13 protein-coding genes are annotated in these 21,527 nt (G+C 42.4%); 7 read left to right on the forward strand and 6 right to left on the reverse strand.

The features are described from left to right. Positions 1–48: 48 nt before the first annotated feature. The 4 genes from WC955_09405 to WC955_09420 all read right to left on the reverse strand — a co-directional run bounded on the left by WC955_09405 (position 49) and on the right by WC955_09420 (position 5,529). On the reverse strand, positions 49–1,290 hold the full coding sequence (locus tag WC955_09405; protein MFA5859271.1) for an ammonium transporter: 1,242 nt from the start codon (positions 1,288–1,290) through the stop codon (positions 49–51). A 251-nt stretch (positions 1,291–1,541) separates the two neighbouring features. Then, a complete protein-coding gene (locus WC955_09410; GenBank protein MFA5859272.1) occupies positions 1,542–2,576 on the reverse strand; it encodes a class II fructose-bisphosphate aldolase in 1,035 nt (344 codons plus the stop codon). A 35-nt stretch (positions 2,577–2,611) separates the two neighbouring features. Then, entirely contained in the window at positions 2,612–4,096 is a 1,485-nt protein-coding gene (gene xylB / locus WC955_09415) for a xylulokinase (protein MFA5859273.1), read from the reverse strand. 8 nt (positions 4,097–4,104) lie between these two features. Beyond that, positions 4,105–5,529 carry a hypothetical protein gene (locus WC955_09420; GenBank protein ID MFA5859274.1) on the reverse strand — a complete coding sequence of 475 codons (1,425 nt, stop codon included), beginning with the start codon at positions 5,527–5,529 and terminating at the stop codon, positions 4,105–4,107. Positions 5,530–5,758: 229 nt separating this feature from the next. Between WC955_09420 and WC955_09425 the strand changes: the two genes are divergently transcribed. Together WC955_09425 and WC955_09430 are read left to right on the forward strand one after the other, a co-directional pair. Continuing rightward, positions 5,759–12,160: a carboxypeptidase regulatory-like domain-containing protein gene (locus WC955_09425; protein MFA5859275.1), complete on the forward strand. Its 6,402-nt coding sequence runs from the start codon at positions 5,759–5,761 to the stop codon at positions 12,158–12,160. Between the two features lie 10 nt (positions 12,161–12,170). Continuing rightward, positions 12,171–12,986, forward strand: coding sequence for a class I SAM-dependent methyltransferase (locus WC955_09430; protein ID MFA5859276.1), 816 nt, complete (start codon positions 12,171–12,173; stop codon positions 12,984–12,986). Between the two features lie 3 nt (positions 12,987–12,989). Here WC955_09430 and WC955_09435 read toward each other — a convergent pair whose 3' ends face one another. Together WC955_09435 and WC955_09440 are read right to left on the reverse strand one after the other, a co-directional pair. Continuing rightward, positions 12,990–13,718 carry an ABC transporter permease gene (locus tag WC955_09435; protein ID MFA5859277.1) on the reverse strand — a complete coding sequence of 243 codons (729 nt, stop codon included), beginning with the start codon at positions 13,716–13,718 and terminating at the stop codon, positions 12,990–12,992. Further along, positions 13,718–14,446, reverse strand: a complete 729-nt coding sequence (locus tag WC955_09440; GenBank protein ID MFA5859278.1) for an ABC transporter ATP-binding protein — start codon at positions 14,444–14,446, stop codon at positions 13,718–13,720. Before WC955_09440 ends, WC955_09435 begins: the two co-directional genes overlap by 1 nt. A gap of 82 nt (positions 14,447–14,528) precedes the next feature. On the opposite strand from WC955_09440, the gene WC955_09445 reads away from it, so the two are divergent. From WC955_09445 to WC955_09465, 5 genes are all read left to right on the forward strand, one after another. After that, positions 14,529–15,557 carry an LIM domain-containing protein gene (locus WC955_09445; protein MFA5859279.1) on the forward strand — a complete coding sequence of 343 codons (1,029 nt, stop codon included), beginning with the start codon at positions 14,529–14,531 and terminating at the stop codon, positions 15,555–15,557. A gap of 12 nt (positions 15,558–15,569) precedes the next feature. Then, on the forward strand, positions 15,570–16,109 hold the full coding sequence (locus WC955_09450; protein MFA5859280.1) for an HAD-IIIA family hydrolase: 540 nt from the start codon (positions 15,570–15,572) through the stop codon (positions 16,107–16,109). A gap of 1,480 nt (positions 16,110–17,589) precedes the next feature. Continuing rightward, positions 17,590–18,492, forward strand: a complete 903-nt coding sequence (locus tag WC955_09455; protein ID MFA5859281.1) for a hypothetical protein — start codon at positions 17,590–17,592, stop codon at positions 18,490–18,492. Positions 18,493–18,745: 253 nt separating this feature from the next. Continuing rightward, positions 18,746–20,632, forward strand: a complete 1,887-nt coding sequence (locus WC955_09460; GenBank protein ID MFA5859282.1) for a PEGA domain-containing protein — start codon at positions 18,746–18,748, stop codon at positions 20,630–20,632. 101 nt (positions 20,633–20,733) lie between these two features. After that, on the forward strand, positions 20,734–21,456 hold the full coding sequence (locus WC955_09465) for a hypothetical protein (protein ID MFA5859283.1): 723 nt from the start codon (positions 20,734–20,736) through the stop codon (positions 21,454–21,456). The last annotated feature ends 71 nt before the right edge of the window (positions 21,457–21,527 follow it).

Genomic DNA, 21,527 nt, shown 5'->3' on the forward strand with positions numbered 1-21,527 from the left:
CATATACTTTTGTTAATCCTCAATTTTACCAATTCCCCATTTACTTAGTTAAAACGACCCGTACGCATTCTCCGCGTGCTGCGACACGTCAAGCCCGATATCTTCCTCCACGCGTTTCACGCGGAGGCCGAACATTGCATCAATAATTTTTGCAAGTAACCATGTCAGTACAAATGCATACACAGCAACTACAATGACAGTCACCGCTTGTATGCCAAACTGTCCAGCATTACCATATAACCATCCGTTTGAACCTCCGGGATTTATGGCTTTACTTGAAAAAACCCCGGTTGCTAATGCACCCCAGATACCCCCAAGCCCGTGGCATGCGAAGACATCTAATGAATCGTCAATTCCGGTTTTCATCCTCAACAATATTGCGAAGTATGAAATTACAGCGGAAACCACGCCAATAAATATCGCTGCGACAGGAGTGACATACCCAGACCCCGGGGTTATAGCTACTAAACCAACCACCACACCGGTAACAAACCCCAGGACACTCGGACGGCGGTATGTCCAGCTTATAATCAGCCAGGTGAGCCCTGCAGCAGCGGCTGAAGTATTTGTAGTAACAAATGCGTTGGATGCCAGGCCTCCGGCAGTCAATGCACTCCCTGCATTGAAACCAAACCATCCAAACCACAATAATGCCGCGCCAATGATTACATACGGAATATTGTTTGGCTCAATCGTAGTATCTCCGTAACCTTTACGTTTACCCAAAACTATTGCCATTGCCAATGCTGACACTCCTGCGGTAATATGCACAACTGTCCCTCCTGCAAAATCTAATGCACCAAATCCGCGTAACCATCCGCCGATACCCCAAACCCAGTGCGCAACAGGATCATATACAATAGTTGACCATAAAAGAGTGAATACCAAAAACCCGCAGAAGTTTACGCGTTCAACAAACGCGCCAGTGATCAATGCCGGGGTTATTACCGCAAACATTGCCTGGAATATCATAAAAGCTAAGTGCGGGACTGTAGATGCATAGTCCGGGCTTGGGCTTTGCCCGACAGTATTTAATCCAAGCCATTCAAGCCCGCCGATAATACCTCCTTTATCCGGCCCGAATGAAATACTATATCCGTAAAGAATCCATTGGATACCTATAACGGATGCGATAACCATGCTAAGCATTATCGTGGATAACAAATTCTTTTTTCTTACCATCCCTCCATAAAAAAACCCTAACGCCGGAGTCATGAGCATCACCAGCGCGGCGGATATCAACACCCACGCAGTATCCCCGGAGTTTATTACTAAAGTTTCAGTATTCATAAATTAATATATCCTAAAATCCTTTCTTTAACCATATTTCCCATTCCCATGTGTGTATTAAAATACAAGAGGACTTCTTTGTTCGATTTACCACGCACGTTGGTAGAATGGACGGCATAGTCTATTGACTGTGTATAAAAACAAAAACCTTCTTACATAACTGTGTAAGAAGGTTACATCTATGTTTCAACTACTTCCTTATCAGTAGTTATTATTAGCACAAAACACTGTTTCTGTCAACAAAAAAATATTTACCCGAGCCTATGATACCCGAACCGCGAGTAAAACATACCCATTTTTTTTTGGACTGCCGGTATCCATGAATCGTTACGCATATGCAGGTACGTAAAATACCTGAGGTCCATTTTTTGCCGGGTAACGCGTTGATAAAACTTTTCTGTGATAACATTTTTTTCCTTAAGCGCCTTAAGCTCCTGCGGTGGAAGGACACACCCTAAATTATGGATACTATCCAACACCACTGCTGCAGTACCCGTTTTCTCCAGCATCGTCCAAATATTAACTTTAATAATACCATCGCCAGATAACCGCGCGAGTTTCTGTTCAGGTAAACTTGACGTCCCGTGCAGGACCAACATTTTCCCTACCCGCCGGCTGATACTTCGTGCACGCGCGTGGTCGTATTTTATATCGGCTACAGCCGCGCGGTGTTCCGTCCCAAGGTTCACGACAATAAGATCAACCCCGGTTGCATGCACGTATTTCTCAGCAGCAACAGGATCGGTGAATACATTTTTTTCAGCTCCCGTCCCGGATTCATAAATTTCATCCACCACGCCTTCAACAAGGTAATAATTGCGGTTATTCTTTACAAACACCGCAGTCCGTGCCATATTTGTCTTTAAATTCAAATGCGAACAGTCATACATCACTGACGAAAAAAAGTTTTTACCAGCTTCAAACACTTTATGGTCAAGCTCGGGATGCCCATGGTCAAAATGTACCATAACATTAACGGTACTATAAAACTTTGCACCTTTACCGGCGAGACGGTAAACATCATCGCGTACCGCCAAAAACCCGTCCCACACATTATTGGTAACCGTATAATTTGCTAACTGCTGACGGGAAGGATAATGCCCGGTAAACGCTAGCATAACGGGTATTCTGGGTATCCCCATCTTCCGCCCGGTCTCGTGTGCCGCGACGATTATAGATTCTGTAGTTAACGCGTTCTCCGTCCCAAAAGCTGGTATACACGCATTGTGTTTACGTAACCATTGAAGTATGCGTTTAACTTCCCGCGGTTTTGATATCACAGCCATACTGCTATAAATCTCCTTTTACCATTTTTCCATACTCATATACCTGCTATCAAATGAAACACTTTCTCTAACCCGGCATACGCATTTTTGTATACACCATAATACTTTGTATATTCACGATAATTACGTTTATCCGGAATAACTATGCTTTTATGGTGTACCATATGTTTAACCGCATCATACACCGTCTGGTAGGTACCTGTTGAAGTACTCGCAAGTACCGCTGCGCCAAGCGTAGCGGCCTCCGCAGAAGCGGTTAGTACTATACGTTTACCTATACAATCCGCCACTATCTTTGCCCAGAGACGGCTTTTTGCACCCCCGCCACTGAGTATTACCGTACCGATCTTCACCCCTAGGTGTTCCATATATTCAAGGTTTGATCGTATCTCATACGCAACAGATTCAAGTACTGCACGGACAATATTTTCACGTGTATGCCCGAGTGTTAACCCTATAAACACACCTCTTGCGTCAGGGTTCCACAACGGCGCACCGGCACCCATGAAGTATGGTAATACAACCAACTTACCAGCACCAATCCCGGTTTTTACCGCTGAAGATACCATATCGTCATAATTAGTGTTCTCATATAATACATCCCTGCACCATCGTAGTAACACCCCGGTGGTCCATATCGGCGGTTCAAGTTCCCACTTCCCAGGTACCGCTGCGCAACAGCATAACATCTTTCTCCCGGGATCGAGCACCGGGTGGTTGAGTGTCATACTTAACACCGATGATGTTCCAATACTAACGCTAACGATCCCTTCCTTCACTGCGCCAACACCCACGGCTGCGCATTGCTGGTCACCTCCGCCGGTAATAACTTTTGTTACACCTTCCAACCCTACTTCCCGCGCAATACTTGGAAGTACTTCACCAACTACCGTCCCGGATTCAAGGATCTCAGGAAATTTTTTTGTATCCACCCCAAATTTTGTAAACATCTGACGAGACCATACGCGTTTACGGATATCCAGCATCATAGTCCGTGATGCGATTGACGGTTCTGTCACAAACCGGCCGGTAAGTTTTGCGATAATATAATCTTCCGCCTGTAAAAACTTGTACGCTGAACGGTATAACTCCGGCTTATTATGTTTTATCCATAAAAGTTTACATAACGAAAATGAGGGGTCTATCCTCAATCCGGTAAGTTTGAACACCGCATTTGTACCGGCAACTTTCTTTACTTCTTCAGCTTGAGATACTGTACGTTTATCCATCCAGATAATACAGTTACTCAAACACCGGCATTTATCATCCACCGGGACAAGCCCTTCCCGCTGCGATGTCACTGTTATAGCGGAAATACATTTATTTTGTTTAACCTTTGCCGTTACAGCTTTCATTGTTATAACAACATTTTTCCACCATACCAATGGATCCTGTTCCGCCCAATCAGGTTTTGGATGTATAATAGGATATTCCCTCGCTTCAAACGCCAAGGTTTTCCCGAATTTATCTATAATACTGCTTCTTACACTCGTAGTCCCGAGGTCAACCACCAAAAACATTTTTGTATTTACCCTTTTTTCTGCGGGAGAGCAACATCAAACCCAAGATAATTAGATAACGCTTCCGTCACGGGATCAAGCACATGGCCGGTGGTTATCGCGACATGATGCCGGTGCCCGTTTTTGCCGATATACAACAACACATCTTGTAACGACGGTATCTCCGCTACACCTGCACAGCCAAAAAAGTCCGGCGGTATTTTATCGTCAGTAAACACGCCTTCCCCCGCGTAAAATCTTAGTTTCCCTTTTGAAGTCAGCATACTTGCAAAAGTAAACTCACCCGCTGCGATACGCCCGTGGTTAGGCCCAAAGGAACGGTTCGGCCCAACTTCTTTATCATTTGCGAGTATCGCATGATCAACAACTTTGCCTTTCTCTTTCATCATCGCCTGGGGGATAGGCCCGCAATGGAACAATATGCATTTATCCGGATTATCACCATAATTATTGTTCCAGTCAAGGCACGCGGAAACATTCCCTGACGCTTGTTGCAGAGCGTACATTGTAACCGCGCTTCCGATATCCACTTCACACGCTGCAGGGATACCCGCATTGTTCAGCATACTCATATACACACAAGGCGAGATACCCAGCATTTTTTGCATTTCAACCCAGCAACGTACTGCTACAGCATCAAGTGTATTTTCGTTGATAATATCCTCAACCGCAATACCTAATTTAACAATATTCCTGAACGCTTCCTCCGGTACTGAAGTCCAGTCCGAATACTTCCGGAGTTTCAGTGCAACACCTTTATACCTTGCACTTTTTTCATTAACTTTCTGTATGCGGTACAAAACTTCAGAAAAATCGTATGTTTCCATTGTAATACCGTTATTCTGTAACGCAACCTCGTCGATACGCACAGTTTTAAACGCTGTTGTTCTCGCGCCAATAGCTCCGACGGTCATATTTTTTAGTTTATTCACTACGCGGCATACCCGTGCGAAGTAGTCCACCTGCACAGCAAATTCTGCGGTCGTAGGTGCAAGTGTATGAGGCGGCAATGCTGTGAACTTAATCCCGTACTGCACAAACATATCCATAACCGATAACTTCCCGCAGTACGCATCCCTGCGTTTATCCGGTGACATTTTGGTTAACTCATCTGGATATGCTTGTACAAGTATCGGCACCCCTGCATTTTTTAATGCAGCCACCGCACCGTTTTCATCCCCGAAGTTTGGCAGGCTGAGGATTACACCGTCATAATTCCCGCGGTTACGGTCCAAAAACTTTGCGTACACCTCACCTTCTTTTGAAGTTTCAACAGCACCGTACCGTGTAGCATTTTCATTAAGGATAATGTATCCGTACCCGTTTTTCTTTAACACCTGCACAAGTTCACGCCGTGCCTGTGCAATAAGGCTTGCCGGGAAAAACCCGCGGTTACCGAAGTACAACGCGAATACCAACTTTTTTTGGTTCATAATAAGGTTTAATTACCATCCTTCCGATAATAGGTATATACCCTTGAATCTATATTTATTATAACACCTGAATATTGATCTCCGCAAATATTAATGGAACTTTTTATTGTAACACAGGGTCTAACATAAGCACTATTAGAATTATAATTTATTGGTATTATAAACAGTGCATATAGTAAAATAAGGCAATAATTTCAATTAAATACTGAATGAGGTTGTAATAAAACTTATGAAACGCGTTGTATGCCTGTTGTTGAGTTGTATATTAATTTTTTCCTTTACATTAAATGCCCGCGCAGTACTCACCGAAGGGCGATGTTTATGGATTACCCGGTGGGACTACAAAAACGCAGCCGATATCCAGGCCTTAATCACCCAGGCAAAAAATGCTAATTTTAATATCGTGTTGTTTCAGGTACGCGGTACAGCGGATGCGTTCTATAATTCAAAATATGAACCCTGGTCTGACGACCTCGGTACACTGGGTGTAGATCCCGGGTGGGACCCTTTAGCGGAAGCTGTCACCCGTGCGCATGCCGCCGGGCTTGAGCTCCACGCATGGATAAACACATTCCCCGCATGGAGCGGCACCTCCGCCCCTCCATCCTGTACACCTACACACATATACAACGCGCATCCGGACTGGATCTGCGTAGATAGCAACGGTACAAAACAAGCATTAAACAGTAGTTATGTTTCAGTAAGCCCCGGGATACCTGCCGTACAGGACCATCTCTATAACGTGGTAGTCGATATAATAACTAGCTACAATGTTGATGGCATACATTTTGACTATATCCGCTACCCCAACCCTCAGTACTCACATGATACCATCAGTACCCAACGTTTCAATGACCATACTGTTGGCGGGGGTAATCCCAATAACCTCGCATGGGCAGAATGGCAGCGTGAACAAATAACAGGTTTTGTAGAACGCGTATATAACGGTATTGCCGGCCCGAATGGTATAAAACCCGGCAAAAAAATTTCTGCTTCCGTATGGGGTATCTATAAAGATATCTGGGGCTGGGGTTCATCCGAAGGATACAGTGATTATTACCAGGACTCACGTAAATGGCTGGCGAAAGGTATCATTGATTTTGAATGCCCGATGATCTACTGGCCAATAGTCAACACCTCCGGCGGAGGGTGGAACTTCAAAACTTTAGTTGAAGACTTTGGCGCGAACTCCTATGGGCGCCATATATACTCCGGGTTGATAGCCGACTATGCATCGTTCTCGGAAGTAAACAACGAAATCGTTCTCGCACGAAACACCGCGGGTATCAGTGGCAGCGCAATCTTTGCGCATTCCACATTAAAATCCCGTGCGTACTACGACGACCTCGTTGCCACCGGCGGGCCGTATAACGAAATCGCTATAGTTCCCCCGATGCCCTGGAAAATTACGGCGGATACCGGCTCAATCCAAGGAGTAATCACCAAAACCGGCGGTTCAACACCAGTCTCCGGTGCGTCCGTACAAATATGGCTTGGCACTGTTTTAAAAGGTAATAAATTAACGGATGCCAACGGCGCGTATTCGCTAGTATTAGGTACTGGTGCCTATACTGTAACAGTCACAGCGGATGGATTCTCCAGCGTACAGGAAAATAATGTTTTAATATCATCATTCCAAAATATTGTACGGAATTATAGTATCCAAGCAATAATGGGAACAATAGCAGGACAAGTTACTGAAACCGGAACACTTAAACCTATATATAATGTCAATATAGAATTCTTACAGAACAATATTGTCTCCACCAAAATCCAACCGAATGAAAACGGATACTATTCGTTGAACCTAACTTCCGGAACTTACACATTCCGCGTGGAAGGCCCGGGGTATGATGTCGTAACACTAGACGCGCAAACCATTGTACCGGATACCACGATGACACGTAATTACACACTAACTCCAAGCACAGGGTTTTATGCTAACGGTTTTTGGCATGAAGTTTTTTCTGGGAATACATACTACCATTCAGCGGTTTCAACCGCACCAACTTTTTGGTACGGTAAAGACGATACCGGGGATTATGATAACGCATTACAAAACGCAGGTGATCTTATCACCCCGTTTTATGGAATAGTAACAGCTCAAAGCAGGTTAACCTTCTGGAGTTATGAACAAACCGATGGGCGGACTGGTGCGGATAAACGCCAAGTATTCGTTTCCCCCGATTATGGTACAACCTGGAATAAAGTATATGACAGCGCAGGTACGCAAAGCGCATGGTATAAAGTTGACCTTGACCTCAGTGCTTACGCAAATTCTAAGATACTCATCAAATTCAGGTTTGATACCGTAGATCCAAATTATAACAGTTACCTTGGATGGTATATAAATGATGTAAATATCTCAAACCTTGGCGGGTATATCACCGGTATTGTTTATCAACCCGGCGGTGTTACCCCTCTTAACGGCGCAAAAATACGTGTAATGTCCGATACTAATACAGAGATTACCTCAACCTTAACCGGTGAAAATGGCTTATACTCTATCCTTGCCCCGCGAGGTACATGGACACTCCGTGCATCATATCCACCTTATGACCCGCAAACCCAAAGTAATGTTATGGTAATACCGTCTTCCACAACCGCGAATATTAATTTTACAATGCAGCTTACCACCGACTTCACCGCACCGGGGACTGTGGTTATCTCAACTGCCGCACCTGCAGAAAACGCGGTTGGCGGGATAACACTTGACTGGACCGCAACAGGTGATGACGGCAGTACCGGTGACCTTTATGACGCGTTGATGGAAATTCGTAGTTCCACAAACGCAGCTGACGGCGGGAGTACTGCCTTGAATTCCACAATCTGGCCGCTTGAAATTCTTGCGGGTACTACGCAAACACATACAGTTACCGGTTTACTTCCCGGAGCGACATACTTTTTGTGGTTACGCATAGCGGATAATGCGCGTAACTGGAGTGCATTCTCCACAGTTGCCAGTGCATACTCTAATTTCGACGGGGTGTCTCCTTCCGCGGTGACAAACCTTACCGCATCGACACGCGAACAAATCCTTCTTACCTGGACCGCACCCGGGGATAACGGTATAAAAGGAGATTTAATTAACAGCAAATTTGAGATAACGTACACCACAAAATCAGCAAATATATCCGCATCTTCAGATAATTATGTATTGTTTATCCCAACTACTACAAAGCCGGGGGTTAATCAAATACTCAACCTAACCGCTCTTGTACCATTTGCTACATACTACATCTGGCTGCGCACATACGATGATGCAGAAAATCCTTCAGCGTACTCCTCAAAAGTTTCGGCTTACGCCTGGGTTTATAGTAAAGCAAATACTGCTATACCGGCAAGTGATAGTACCTATGCTATAGCTATAGCGGATTATGATAACGACGGGAGTATGGATATCGCAATTGCTAATTACCAAGACCCTGTCTTTGTTTACCGTAACACCAACGGCGCGTTTGTCCTTGACTGCCAGACCACACAAACTTCAAGCTCCTACGGGCTATACTCCCTCTCTGCGGGAGATTATAATAATGACGGGTACCCGGACCTTTTATCCGCAAATGAAGATGAAACTAAACGCGTATACCGTAATTCAGGAAACCATAGTTTTACACAATCCTGGGCATCCACAGATTCCGATCCCGTACGATGCTCCGCATGGGCAGACTTCAATAATGACGGTAAACTAGACTTCATCGTGGGTAACTACCGTGATTCACTTAAAATGTACCTTAACTCCGGGAATAATGTTTTTACCTTAACCTGGTCCTCAACAGAAACCCTGAGGTCATACAGGTTTGCGTGTAACGACTTTGATAATGACGGGTACATTGATTTTGCGGTGGTATCTTCCCGCACACCGTATCTCGCGGTATACAAAAACACGGGGAATAACAAATTTACGCTCTCCTGGCAGGCAAACCCGGCAGCGAACTACGGCGGGCTTGATATCGCGGACCTTGATAACGACGGTGATATGGATATTATCGGCGGGTTTTATAATTCTTCTACCCGTGCGTACCGCAATAATGGCGCAATGAGTTTTACGCAAATGTGGTCCTCGGGGCTCACTGATGTTGTATCCTCGCTTTCCTGCGGTGATTTTAATAATGACGGCCTTGCGGATATTGTTCTAGCTAATAATACCGCGAAAGACCGGATTTATGTCAACCTTGGAAACGACAGTTTTTATGCGTTCACCGACCTTTCCGCAAAGAATAGTTATGAAATAGAAACCGCGGATTTTAATAATGACAACACCCTGGACTGTTTTACTACTCAAAATAATAAAGCTAAGGTTCTTATCTCCAACCTTTACACAATAAAAAACAATACCGTACCGGTACCCCCGTCAAGCAGTTTCAAAGGGGTTTATAGCAACGGCGCGATATCTCTTACATGGGGAACAGGAAGTGATGTGGAGACCCCGCAAGCAGCATTAATTTATAACGTTCGTATTGGCACATTCCCCGGGGGATGCAACCTACTATCTTCGGTACGCAATGGTAAACGGTTAATCCCGCAAGGGCAAAATACGGTTAATACCTTAACGTTTAGTGTCCTCCAAAACACTACCTACTACTGGGCAGTACAGACAATTGATACCGTAAAAATTGCGAGCCCATGGTCAGTAGAACAAGCGATATATCCTCCAGTTGTATCAAGAGGGCGTATAAGCGGTAAAGTAGTAAGCACAAGCCATTCAATCGCTGATGCACTGGTTGAAGCTCTGGAGAACAGTACCGTCATAAACTCTGTCAATACTGACTCTAACGGTAATTACGAAATTGACCTCCCAACCAACACTTACATTCTCCGCGCGAGTAAGATCGGGTACCAAACCAAAACATCAACCCCGATCGCAGTGGAAACAGGTATTATGATTACCGGGTATAACTTTTTATTACCGGTAACCACCAACGATATTATTCTAGACGACGCGGAAACCACAAAAGTTACCGCCATAGGTGATTGGAGTAACAGCACTACAGCTAACGGTTATTACGGGTCTGGTTATAAGTACACCACAAACACACCTGCGGGCCAGACATTTGAATGGCGCACAGCCATACCCGTTGACGGTAGTTACACAGTATACGCAATGTGGACCTCCGCGGGAACACGTTCAACTGATGCAAAATATACGGTTACCCACGCAACCGGTACTACAATGTTTATGGTTAACCAAACACTAAATAATGGCGAATGGATGCCGTTAGGAACTTTTTCATTCACCACAGGCATCACTGCACGGGTATCGTTATCCAACAACTTTTCATCCGGTACTTATGTCATAGCGGATGCCGTAAAATTTGTTGCTACCGAGATAACAATAACCTCGGCAACTATTTCCGGAAAAGTTACAGAAACAGATAACACCACAGCGGTTACCGGAGCGAGTGTTACAATAACCGGCAGCCAGTACGCGTATAATTTAGTAACTGCAAATGACGGCAGTTTTATTTATGCGCTAACCCCCGGGAGTTATACAATTACCGCCGGGAAAGAAGGTTATACCACGGATACGCAGTACACCGTAACCCTTACTACCGGACTGTTTATTGATAATATTAACTTTAAGTTATCGGTTGACACGTCAACTACAGTAACTATTTCTACAGCAAGCCTTACTTATGCAGTAAATACCGGTACTGTGGCAATAACATTCTCCGGGTCGGGCTTCAACACAGTTCCAGTATTAACTCTAACTAACGGGAATAATGTTATCACACCGTTATCCATAACAAGAACGAATGTAAGCTCATTCACCTGTATAATTGACCTCGCGGGAGTAACTGCTGCAAAATACAAAATTGCGGTCACAATGCCCGACGGGCGAATAGCATCAATCATTGATGATAATTTTATGGTACTCCTTGACCATACAAAGCATAACACCGTAGTTTCCGGATATGACAGTAAATTAAGGTTATACATCCCCTCCGGAACATTGAGTACAGACGCGTATTTTACGTTTAACATACTGTCTCTAACCGCACCGGAGTACGCTAATGTAACGGATATCGCGGAGGCTAATACCTACGCGAGAAAAACGTTGAGTTTAAACCTCATAAAGAATGGTTTAGTTGAGATCAACGGATATAACCGCTACAGCCAAAGATTAACCTCAAACGATTATTTACTATCAATGCTGTTATCCATCCCGTATGACGATAATAATAATGATAACGCTACGGATACCGGGAATATCAATGTTAATACGTTAAACATATACACGCTTAACTCCACCCGCTGGGAAACAGGATTAAGTTTACCGCTTATCAACACAACCTACAAAATTGTTACGTTATCTATCCCCCATTGTTCTGTCTTTGCATTACTTGGCCGGGCGATCCCCACAACCCTTGCGAGTGTGCGTGTATACCCCAACCCGACGACCGGGACACAGGCAATTGCATTCTCAAGGATAACAAAAGACGCGGTAATAAAACTTTATAATATCAACGGTGAACTCGTAAGAGAACTCTTTAACTACGACTATGACGATATAGAAACCTGGGACCTAACAAATTCCGCAGGTGAACCCGTAGCAACAGGTGTATACGTATATCTAATCACCGATCCGTTGAGTAATAAAGTAGCCGGCAAGCTCGCGGTTATTAAGTAAAACCATATCAATGGATACCACAAGGTTTGGATTTGGCAAAAACTGGGGTAGTTATTCCACAACAATTGACGACAAAAAAATCGGGGAAGCCGTTAATTCCCTGAAGTCAATGTTGAAGACAGACACGCTGGAAGGTAAAACGTTTATCGATATAGGTTCCGGCAGCGGACTATTTTCATTAGCAGCGAAACGGTTAGGCGCTAAGAAAATCCATTCGTTTGACTACGACCCTAACAGCGTAGAAACTACCGCAAAAATTAAATCCTTATACTACCCGGAAGATACAGGCTGGACGGTTGAACATGGCGATATTCTGGATACAGCATACCTCTCAAAACTTGGTACCTACAACATAGTCTACTCCTGGGGTGTGCTTCATCATACTGGTAATATGTGGCAGACGTTGAGGAATACAAAAAACCTGGCTGCCACCGGGGATAGTACCATCTTTATAGCGTTATACAACGACCAAGGCTGGCAAAGCGTAGTATGGAAAACCATTAAGCGTTGGTATAACACCGCGCCAACCAAATTATTGAAAACACTCATCCTATACCTTGCATTTATCCGTCTCTGGTACCCTACATTCATAAAAGACTTACTCAAACTCCAACCCGGGAGCACATGGAAAACCTACGAAAAAAACCGCGGGATGTCACCCTGGCATGACGTTATTGACTGGGTTGGCGGGTACCCGTTTGAAGTAGCACGGTTTGACGACGTAGTATCATTCTTCCATAGAGACGGGTTTACACTTATAAACTCAATCCGCTGTTACGGCCATGGGAACAGCGAGTTTGTATTCAGAACTCAACTCAATAAATAAAGGCTAACCCTTCATTTGGTTTTTAAAAGCCAATACGCCTAAAATAAAAACAATTACTGCGTACCCGCTAACCCATAAAAGATGTGGTAATATCACCGAAAAATCGCCCAGGAGCGCAGCTTTTGCCGCTGCGATTGCATGAGTAAACGGTAAAGCATAGGCAACTTTTTTTATTGTCCCCCCTACCATATCCAAAGGTAGCCACATACCACTTAATAAAGTTACTATCCAGACAAATATAGAAAAAATCCCGCCCACTTGTTTATCAGTAAAGATACTGCCAAACAATAACCCAAAACCTATGAACAGCACGGCTGCGGGAATAAGGACTATAAGAGTCAGTAATACATTTATCGTAACGGGTAATTCCAAAAAAAACGCGGTAACAAAAAAAACTGTACTTTGCAGTAATGCTATGGGTAATAAAGGAAGTGAATACCCCAGAATATAATCCGTTGCCGTAAGCGGTGACGCAAATAAGCGTGTTAAGAACGACGTACTTCTATCCTTCCCTATCAGCATCCCCGAAAATAGTGTTAAGAACGAAAACCCGAATACAACAGTCCCCGGAGCAAAGTTTTCGATCTTAAATATTTCAACCGGCGGCATACGTTTATTGAGTATCGCTACCATAACCAATAAAAATAAAGGAAAGATTATACAGAAAATCAAACTCAGCGGATCTCTAAGTAATTCCTTGTAGTTGCGTGAAGCGAAAGCTGTGAATCTCATTACACTACCCCCGCTTCCGTCACTGCGAGAAACGCGTCTTCAAATGACGCTTTCCCGGTTTGTTGTTTTAACTCCTCCGCAGTACCCAGTGCTTTAAGTTTACCGTTATGCATAATACCGATTCTATCCGATAACGCAACTGCTTCCTCAAGATAATGCGTTGTCAGTACCATCGTTATCTTACCTTTTAGATCATTCATTACCTTCCATAACTCACGCCGTGCGACAATATCCAGCCCAAGGGTTGGTTCATCAAGAAAGATTATCTCCGGGTTTGAGATCAGCGCCATTGCGATACTCAACCTCCGCTGCAGGCCACCGGATAAAGTTTTTGCCTTATCCTTAGCGCGGGCGGATAATCCAAATGCCTGCATTGTTTCTTCAGTTTTTAACCGTGCAGCTTTTTTCCCCAGCCCATATATTCTTGCGATCAATTCCAGGTTTTCCTTAACTGAAAGGCCGGGCGCAACCGCAGTTTCCTGCGGGGATAAATTAATTTTTTGTTTCACCGCTACTGCTTGTTCAACAATACTATCGCCTAATAACACAGCGGTTCCGCTGGTGGGAGATAATAAGCAGCATAGCATCTTGATAGTCGTAGTTTTCCCCGCACCGTTTAGGCCAAGTAAGGCAAAAAGTTCGCCTTTTTTTATTGTAAGATTAAGCGTATCCACAGCAGTACGGCCCTTAAACTTTTTGGTTAAATCAATCGTCTGTATAGCTGTCATAATAATTTCCCTTCTACGATAGGTATAATAACAAATATATTGAAATTTGTATTATTCAAACATAATTATTACAATAAACATTATGAAATTCAATAAAATACCGGTAGTTATATTAGCCCTGATTTTTTTTACCTGCACTTTATATGCAGCCGCTGAAATTAATTGTAATCTATGCGGCAAAATTATCTATGGCCAGTACTTCAATCTAAAAGACGGGAGAACCACCTGCCCGGCATGTTTTAACAATTTACCGCGATGTATGTCCTGCGCAAATATTATTACCGGAAAATACTGGGTTGTAGAATCCGGTGAGAAGTATTGCGATGAATGTTATCAGCATAAACAAAAATGCCGGCTCTGCGGTAATTTGTTTGATAATGGATATGTTGTTGAAGACAACCCGGTCTGTGAAAAGTGTTATCAAAAAACCGAAAAATGCGCGTCCTGCGGTATCGCGCTGGTTACACGCTGGTGGACATACGACAACAGCGGGAAGTCGTACTGTATCAAATGCCATAAAAGTAATAATAAATGCGATGTCTGCGGGAATCCGGTAGGAAAAACATATTTATTATTACCCGATGACAGGCTTATCTGTGAAATATGCAACCGTACTGCCGTGAAGGATAGTATCAAAGTAGATCAACTACTGGCGCGGACAAGTAAATATATCCGTGTAACCCTGGGTTTATACGTAGACCATCTCCCCAAAGTAGAACTCGTTGATAAAAACAAGATGGGCACTATAGGCAACGGTGTGGAGTCCGGTGATAAAGCCGACCTCCTGGGTTTATTCCAGAAGAAAGGCAGGAAGTACAAAATATACCTTCTTGAGAACCTGCCACAGGCACTAGCGGTTGGCGTACTTGCGCATGAGTACGCGCATGCGTGGCAGTACGCGAACTGTCCCAAAGATCAAAGGTTGGTTCTCACTGAAGGTTTTGCGGAATGGGTTTTATACAAAGCATTACTCAATTTCGGGTTCAAGAATGAAGCTGCGCAGATAACCAAGCGTACGGACCTGTATGGCCAGGGATTTATTATTATGCGAAATATTGAAGAAACAGATGGTATGTCTGGTGTTATCCAAAAGATGAGGACTATGAAATAAGGAGATTAATCTATGAGCAAAAAAGCTGTGTTTTTTGACCGTGACGGTGTGTTGAATAAAGCTATTATAAGAAACGGAAACCCTCAGTCGCCTAAAAGGATTGAGGATTTTTGTATTATTGACAGTGCGAAGAGTGTTGTGTCAGAGCTAAAATCACTGGGGTTTGTCACACTGGTTGTTACTAACCAGCCGGATATCACCCGTAAAATAATGACATGGGATGAACTCAACAAAATGAATGAGTACCTTAAGCTCAACTGCGGGATTGATGAAGTAATCGTTTGCCCGCATGATGATAAGGATAAGTGCGGATGCCGAAAACCTGAACCTGGCATGATTTTATCAGCTGCGAAGAAGTGGGACATTGATATAAAAGAATCGTTTTTCATAGGTGACCTATGGAGAGACATTGATGCCGGAAGAAACGCCGGGTGCAGGACAATACTGATTGATTATGAGTATAATCGGGAATTAAAACCGGATTTCAGGGCAAAGAATTTGGTGGATGCAAAGAATATAATCATAGAAAATATGAAGATATACAAAAAGTGAATTTTTCTTTACACAACACCCTAAAAAAGTATAATGATATATACCTTACAAGATGGGGGTGTAGCTCAGTTGGGAGAGCATCGTCTAACGGTAAAAATCTATAACCTCGTCGGTAAATAAATTCCCTGTATACAGAAAAAGAAATTTGTGTGTGTATCATTATGTATGGTGATGTATAGTTCTGTGCTAAAAGTGGCAAGATTTTGGCAAGAATTTATAGTGTTTTGTCGTCTAAATATACCCCAAACTATAAAAAATGATAGTTTACGAGTTGAAATGGTATTGTAGCTGTGTCAAGGATCTCAAGCGGTGTATAAATGTCAACCCACGGGGCGTATATTATTAAAAAAGGAAGATTAGAAAAAAACTATTGTCAACGGATCACGGATATATTCAACAAAGCCAAGGATAAAGAAGGTGTTCAGGGGTGTTTTAGTTGTATAGGTTTTATGGTATCGTCGGAGTTAATGATTAAAAAAATGTGTCCCCGGGGTGGATAATGTGAAAAAAGCGGGCGTCGTTTGCGTCCGGAAATCAGGCACGGTACTAATAACTCCACAGTCACGGCAATCATAACAGCAACTTCTTTCTTCTAACACTCCAGAACAGAACACCCCCTAACCCCCCATAGCCCCCCTTGCCCCCTGAACTAAAAGATGACAGTAGTTTAGGTTCAGGGCGGGACCAGTAATAGCAGTGGTAATGTTACTGGCGTCGGATTTGTACTGGTATTGGCACTGGGTATAAAGTTAAGAATAAGGAACAGTACTGGAAACGGTATTGTGCTGGGGCGATAAAGCCTGAGCGGAATCGGATTGGTAGTTTAATTGTGGAGTTGAAGGGAAGAAGGATAGAAAGCCCTGAAATTATAGGATTGAATGAAGTGAAAATTGAGGTTTAGAGGAGAAACGCAAGACAAAGTGTGGCAGAAAAGTATAAGAAAATATCGGCGTAGAATATTGATAAGAAGTGTGGTAGCGTGTCGGTGTGGATAAAGAGAGCTGGGCGGATGTATATGTTAGTATGTGTTGGGGATAGACGTGAAACAAATGGGTTAGGCGGTGTGGTTGTTGAGTGTTTGTGTTTGTTTTTAGAGACGATGAAAGTAGGGTAAGAGTTTGGTAGGTTCCGGTGGTAGAAGTGTGAAGGGTAGTAGAGTTTGATAGTGTAGAAGGATCGGGGAAGTGGCTGTATCTTGGTAAAAGGATAGGAAAACAAATCCAAGATGATTCAAGGTGGGTATGGTTGGTACAGTGAAGGTCAGGGTGGATTGGACTGGCACGCTAACCAAATCAAGCCAAAACAATGCCACAGTTGATTCTAGAGGTAGTGTGTAATAGTTGAACAGAGGATAGCGTCGGAGTATTAAATATTGGGGTAGTTAATGAGTGTCTTGATAATTGCTGAGAGAAATCATATAATCAGTGGTATCAAATCAGGGAACTTGCTGTATGACTCCCTAATAAAATGAGGAGGTCGCATGAGTTACAGAGAACAACAACGGACAAAAGCTGTTAAGACCCGGGATTCAGTATTTAAGGATTCGGGGCAGGGCGTTTTTAAAGGTAAAGCCCGGGATTTTGTTTTAAGGGAACCGGAATCTAATCTTTGGGAAGGCATACGGCAGGATGTAAAAGAGTATTTCAAGACGAACAAGATACCTTTCTGGCCTGGTAATTTTAATGAACCATCGGGACACTTGCTTTCGTCACAAGTCGCGTGTTTGAATCACTTATTTTTTATGCGTCAGAGAAAAGATGTAGCAACCGAAGTATTGAAAGCTCTTGATAAAAATATTTTGTGTGCGCGCACTGTAGACACGGGCTATGTAGAGTTTGAATTTATCGGTGAGAAAAACTACTTGAAAGAAAAATCCTGGACACCTGGAGCAAATTGTACGTCAATTGATGCTGTTATGATCGGGCAGCGTTTTGATAATACGAAAGTGATGTTTTTTATTGAATGGAAATATACAGAGAAATACCCGGTGGAAAATAAATATATAAAGGAACGGTATCAGATATACGACAAACTGATTCAAGCCGAAGATTCACCGTTTAAACAGGTGGAAGCAGAGGGTTTGTATTATGAACCGTTTTATCAGATGATGCGACAGACCTTACTGGCAGGGTTGATGACAAAGAACAGAGACCATAAATGTTCTGATTATCGGCATGTGCATGTTATACCGACTGAGAACAAAGATTTATTGGAGACAGTCACAAGTCCGAAACTGAAAGGCAAAAATATTACAGAGGCGTGGAGAGCGATACTTAGAACACCGGATAGATATATAACGGTATCACCTGAAGAGTTTATGGAACCAGTAAATAAATGCCGGGACTGTAAATCGGTGCTATCGTATCTAAAGAAACGGTATTAAAGTTAACACTGGTATCAATGCCTTTTGGTTACTATGTCAAAAGAGCGAGTGTAAGAAAATGTGGGTATGGTAAAAGAGGCATGACTATAGGGCGTTTATTGTCGTGAAAGTGGTTGTATGGTGTGGTGAAAAAGTAATAAGAAGCGGGTAGTTTTCGGACAGATTTTAGTGTTTTTAAGGTTGAAATAAATAGTGTGATGGTTAAACACGAGGGTCAAAAAACAACATCGAAATGTTATATAATGTTTTAGTCATGAATAAAAGAATCAGTTTTCTGCCATTAGTCTTATTGTTTTTCACAAATGTACTTTTGGCGGAAGAAAAGTTAAATATAGCAGTAACTGAATTTTCTGGTACAAACGTATCAGAGACAGAACCTGCATCTATTGCTGACCAAATAAGATACTCGCTAGGCAAAACTAATCTTTTTGTTGTGGTAGACCGCGGGAATATGCAAAAAATATTAAATGAACAAAATTTCCAAAACTTTAGTGGGTGTACTGACCGCGAATGTGCAGTCAAGATGGGCAGGTTATTACAAGTAAAAAAGATTATTACCGGACGGTTAAGCAAGCTCGGTACTAAGTATTTTTTAAACATAGACGTTAACGACGTAGAAACCGCAGCAATCGACGTTTCTGAACGTATAGACACACAAAGTTTAGAAGTTATGCCTGACAAAATTGAAGAACTTTCTGCACGAATAGCGAACAAACTTCTGGGTAACAAAGCAGTCGATACTGCCAAAACTCCCGGGATAGAGGACACTGTGGGCTACGGAAGCATTAAAATCGTTAGCAACCCGCCGGGTGCCGATGTTGTTATTGACGGCGAACCCATTGGGAAAACACCAATTACAGTTCCTAAAGTTCCTGCAGGGACACGGCAGGTAATTATATCCAAAGACAAGTATGTTTCACAACAGGAGAAGGTTAATGTTATCATTGGGAAAACAGAGGAAGTAAACGTAGAACTTAGCCAGCAGATGGGATTGGTGGTTGTTAAGACCATCCCGCTCGGCGCGCAGGTGTGGTGCGACGGGGTGTATGTCGGTACGGCAACGCCGATGGGGTTGAGGATTAAAAAATTAGCGCTTGGCGAGCATACTGTCAAAGCGGAGTACGGCGTAGAATACTTTCCGCAGGAACAACGGGTTAGTGTTGTGTTTAACAGCGAAAACGAGGTGGTTCTTCAGTTGAGAGAAAAGCCCGGCGCGGTGTATGTAGAGTCTACACCAAACGGTGCGAAAGTGTATATCGATAACAAGTACTACGCGGATACCCCACGCAAAATACCAGACATCTCTGCGGGAGTTCATACAGTTAAAGTGTTGCTAAACGATTACAAAGAATACACAGAAACTACTGAAGTTAAAGGTGGAAAGACTGTATGTATCACTTCTACCCTCGAGTTTGATAAACGTACAATAGTATCTGTTAATCATGGAGAAGAAAAATCTATTGCTGGGATTTCTGTAACCTCAACACCAAAAGATGCTAAAGTATATATCGATGACCAGTACCGTGCTACTACACCTTGCATAATAACTGATATTCCTTTAGGTATACATAATATAAGAGTTGTTAGAAACGGGTATGGTGAATTTACAAAACCTGTGGAACTAAAGCACGGCGAGATTTTAAAGGTCGTTGCAGATCTTGGAAAAGCGACTAACGTAAATGATACAGCTGTTACATCATCAAACAATGAAAATAAAGCGTTGAAATATGATTCTCAATATATAAAGACTAAAAGGTATGTTTATTATTGTTCTTCAGTAGGTAAGACTTTCGGCATCTTAGGTTCTCAGCCAACAACTAGAGAAGAAGCTATATATAAATATACCTTGTCTGGTCTAATTTCGGGTGTCGTATTAGGAACGTTAGCCTATTTTGCTCCTCCAGTTAAGGATGATTTTACTACATATAGTACAAAAGAAGGAAATTTTCTGATTTTGACGGTGGCTGGAGTTGTTAGTGGTTTCATTTCGGGTGTATCAGCCAAAGAGATACAACAGACTAGCATGTTACATCTAGACAAAGAAAATGACAAAATAGACTATAGATTTCATATGCCCCAATTAGTTTTAAATATCGCAGATAATACGATAAGTACGACATTTGTATCTTATAAATTTTAATCATGGTAAATAAAGTGGTTAATTACAGACGATCATAAAAGACAGGTCGTGGAGCTTTTATGCAGAACATTGAAAACTATAAAATCTGGAGGTAAATAACAATGATTAGAAAAGTTTATGGCCAGTTAATTTATTTTATACTTTTAGTAGTCGTTACTGGTTGTGGTGTTAAGTATCATTTTAATGAAGCAGAAAAGTTAAAGAATGAGAATAAATATCAAGAATCAATCGTAGAATATAAGAAAATTATTGAAAAATACTCCGCCAGTGAATTTAGTAGTGACGCACAGCTTACCATAGCAAATATTTATTTATATAAAATTAAAAATTATCCACAATCCAAAGTTGAATATCAACTGTTTTTAACAAAATATCCTGCGGACACTAGATTAGACAAAGTTAAAAATGAAATAAATAAGATAGACGAAATTACCAATTCATTAATTCTTGCACAAGAATATTTGCAAAAAGGAGAAATAGATTCTTCAATTGATAGTTTCGAAAAAGTATTGAAAATAGATTCCGATTGTCAGCAGGCAAAGCAAGGATTAGAGCAAGCAAAGCAGGAAGAAATAATTGAAGTAAAAGCTGGCAATGTTGTTTTGTGTGAAAGTTGCAAAAGAGTTTTAAAGGAAGATACTAAAACTTCTAAAGTGAAACGGAAAGATTCAATATTTTACAAAGTTCAAGAAATTAGTCAGGGAACATGTTCTTCTTGTCGCGATGCTGCAAGAAAACGGATAGAAGAAGAAATAATAAATGTTTATGACCGGAGTTTTTCAGCGAGTTTGACCTCACTCAGACAATATAGCAACTTCTTTTAACTCTTGTAAAGCCCCTCCTTTAGACTTAAGTTTCCATGCGGCATGCCGCATAACGCGTGCTGCGCGTAAAT

It is taken from the genome of Elusimicrobiota bacterium (genome assembly GCA_041658405.1).
Lineage (GTDB): Bacteria > Elusimicrobiota > UBA5214 > JBBAAG01 > JBBAAG01 > JBBAAG01.

Coding starts and splice junctions, on each gene's coding strand:
- WC955_09405 (MFA5859271.1), bottom strand. CDS start 1,290: ATGAATACTGAAACTTTAGTAATAAACTCCGGGGATACTGCGTGGGTG.
- WC955_09445 (MFA5859279.1), top strand. CDS start 14,529: ATGAAATTCAATAAAATACCGGTAGTTATATTAGCCCTGATTTTTTTT.
- WC955_09425 (MFA5859275.1), top strand. CDS start 5,759: ATGAAACGCGTTGTATGCCTGTTGTTGAGTTGTATATTAATTTTTTCC.
- WC955_09420 (MFA5859274.1), bottom strand. CDS start 5,529: ATGAACCAAAAAAAGTTGGTATTCGCGTTGTACTTCGGTAACCGCGGG.
- WC955_09410 (MFA5859272.1), bottom strand. CDS start 2,576: ATGGCTGTGATATCAAAACCGCGGGAAGTTAAACGCATACTTCAATGG.
- WC955_09460 (MFA5859282.1), top strand. CDS start 18,746: ATGAATAAAAGAATCAGTTTTCTGCCATTAGTCTTATTGTTTTTCACA.
- WC955_09455 (MFA5859281.1), top strand. CDS start 17,590: ATGAGTTACAGAGAACAACAACGGACAAAAGCTGTTAAGACCCGGGAT.
- xylB (MFA5859273.1), bottom strand. CDS start 4,096: ATGTTTTTGGTGGTTGACCTCGGGACTACGAGTGTAAGAAGCAGTATT.
- WC955_09435 (MFA5859277.1), bottom strand. CDS start 13,718: ATGAGATTCACAGCTTTCGCTTCACGCAACTACAAGGAATTACTTAGA.
- WC955_09440 (MFA5859278.1), bottom strand. CDS start 14,446: ATGACAGCTATACAGACGATTGATTTAACCAAAAAGTTTAAGGGCCGT.
- WC955_09430 (MFA5859276.1), top strand. CDS start 12,171: ATGGATACCACAAGGTTTGGATTTGGCAAAAACTGGGGTAGTTATTCC.
- WC955_09465 (MFA5859283.1), top strand. CDS start 20,734: ATGATTAGAAAAGTTTATGGCCAGTTAATTTATTTTATACTTTTAGTA.
- WC955_09450 (MFA5859280.1), top strand. CDS start 15,570: ATGAGCAAAAAAGCTGTGTTTTTTGACCGTGACGGTGTGTTGAATAAA.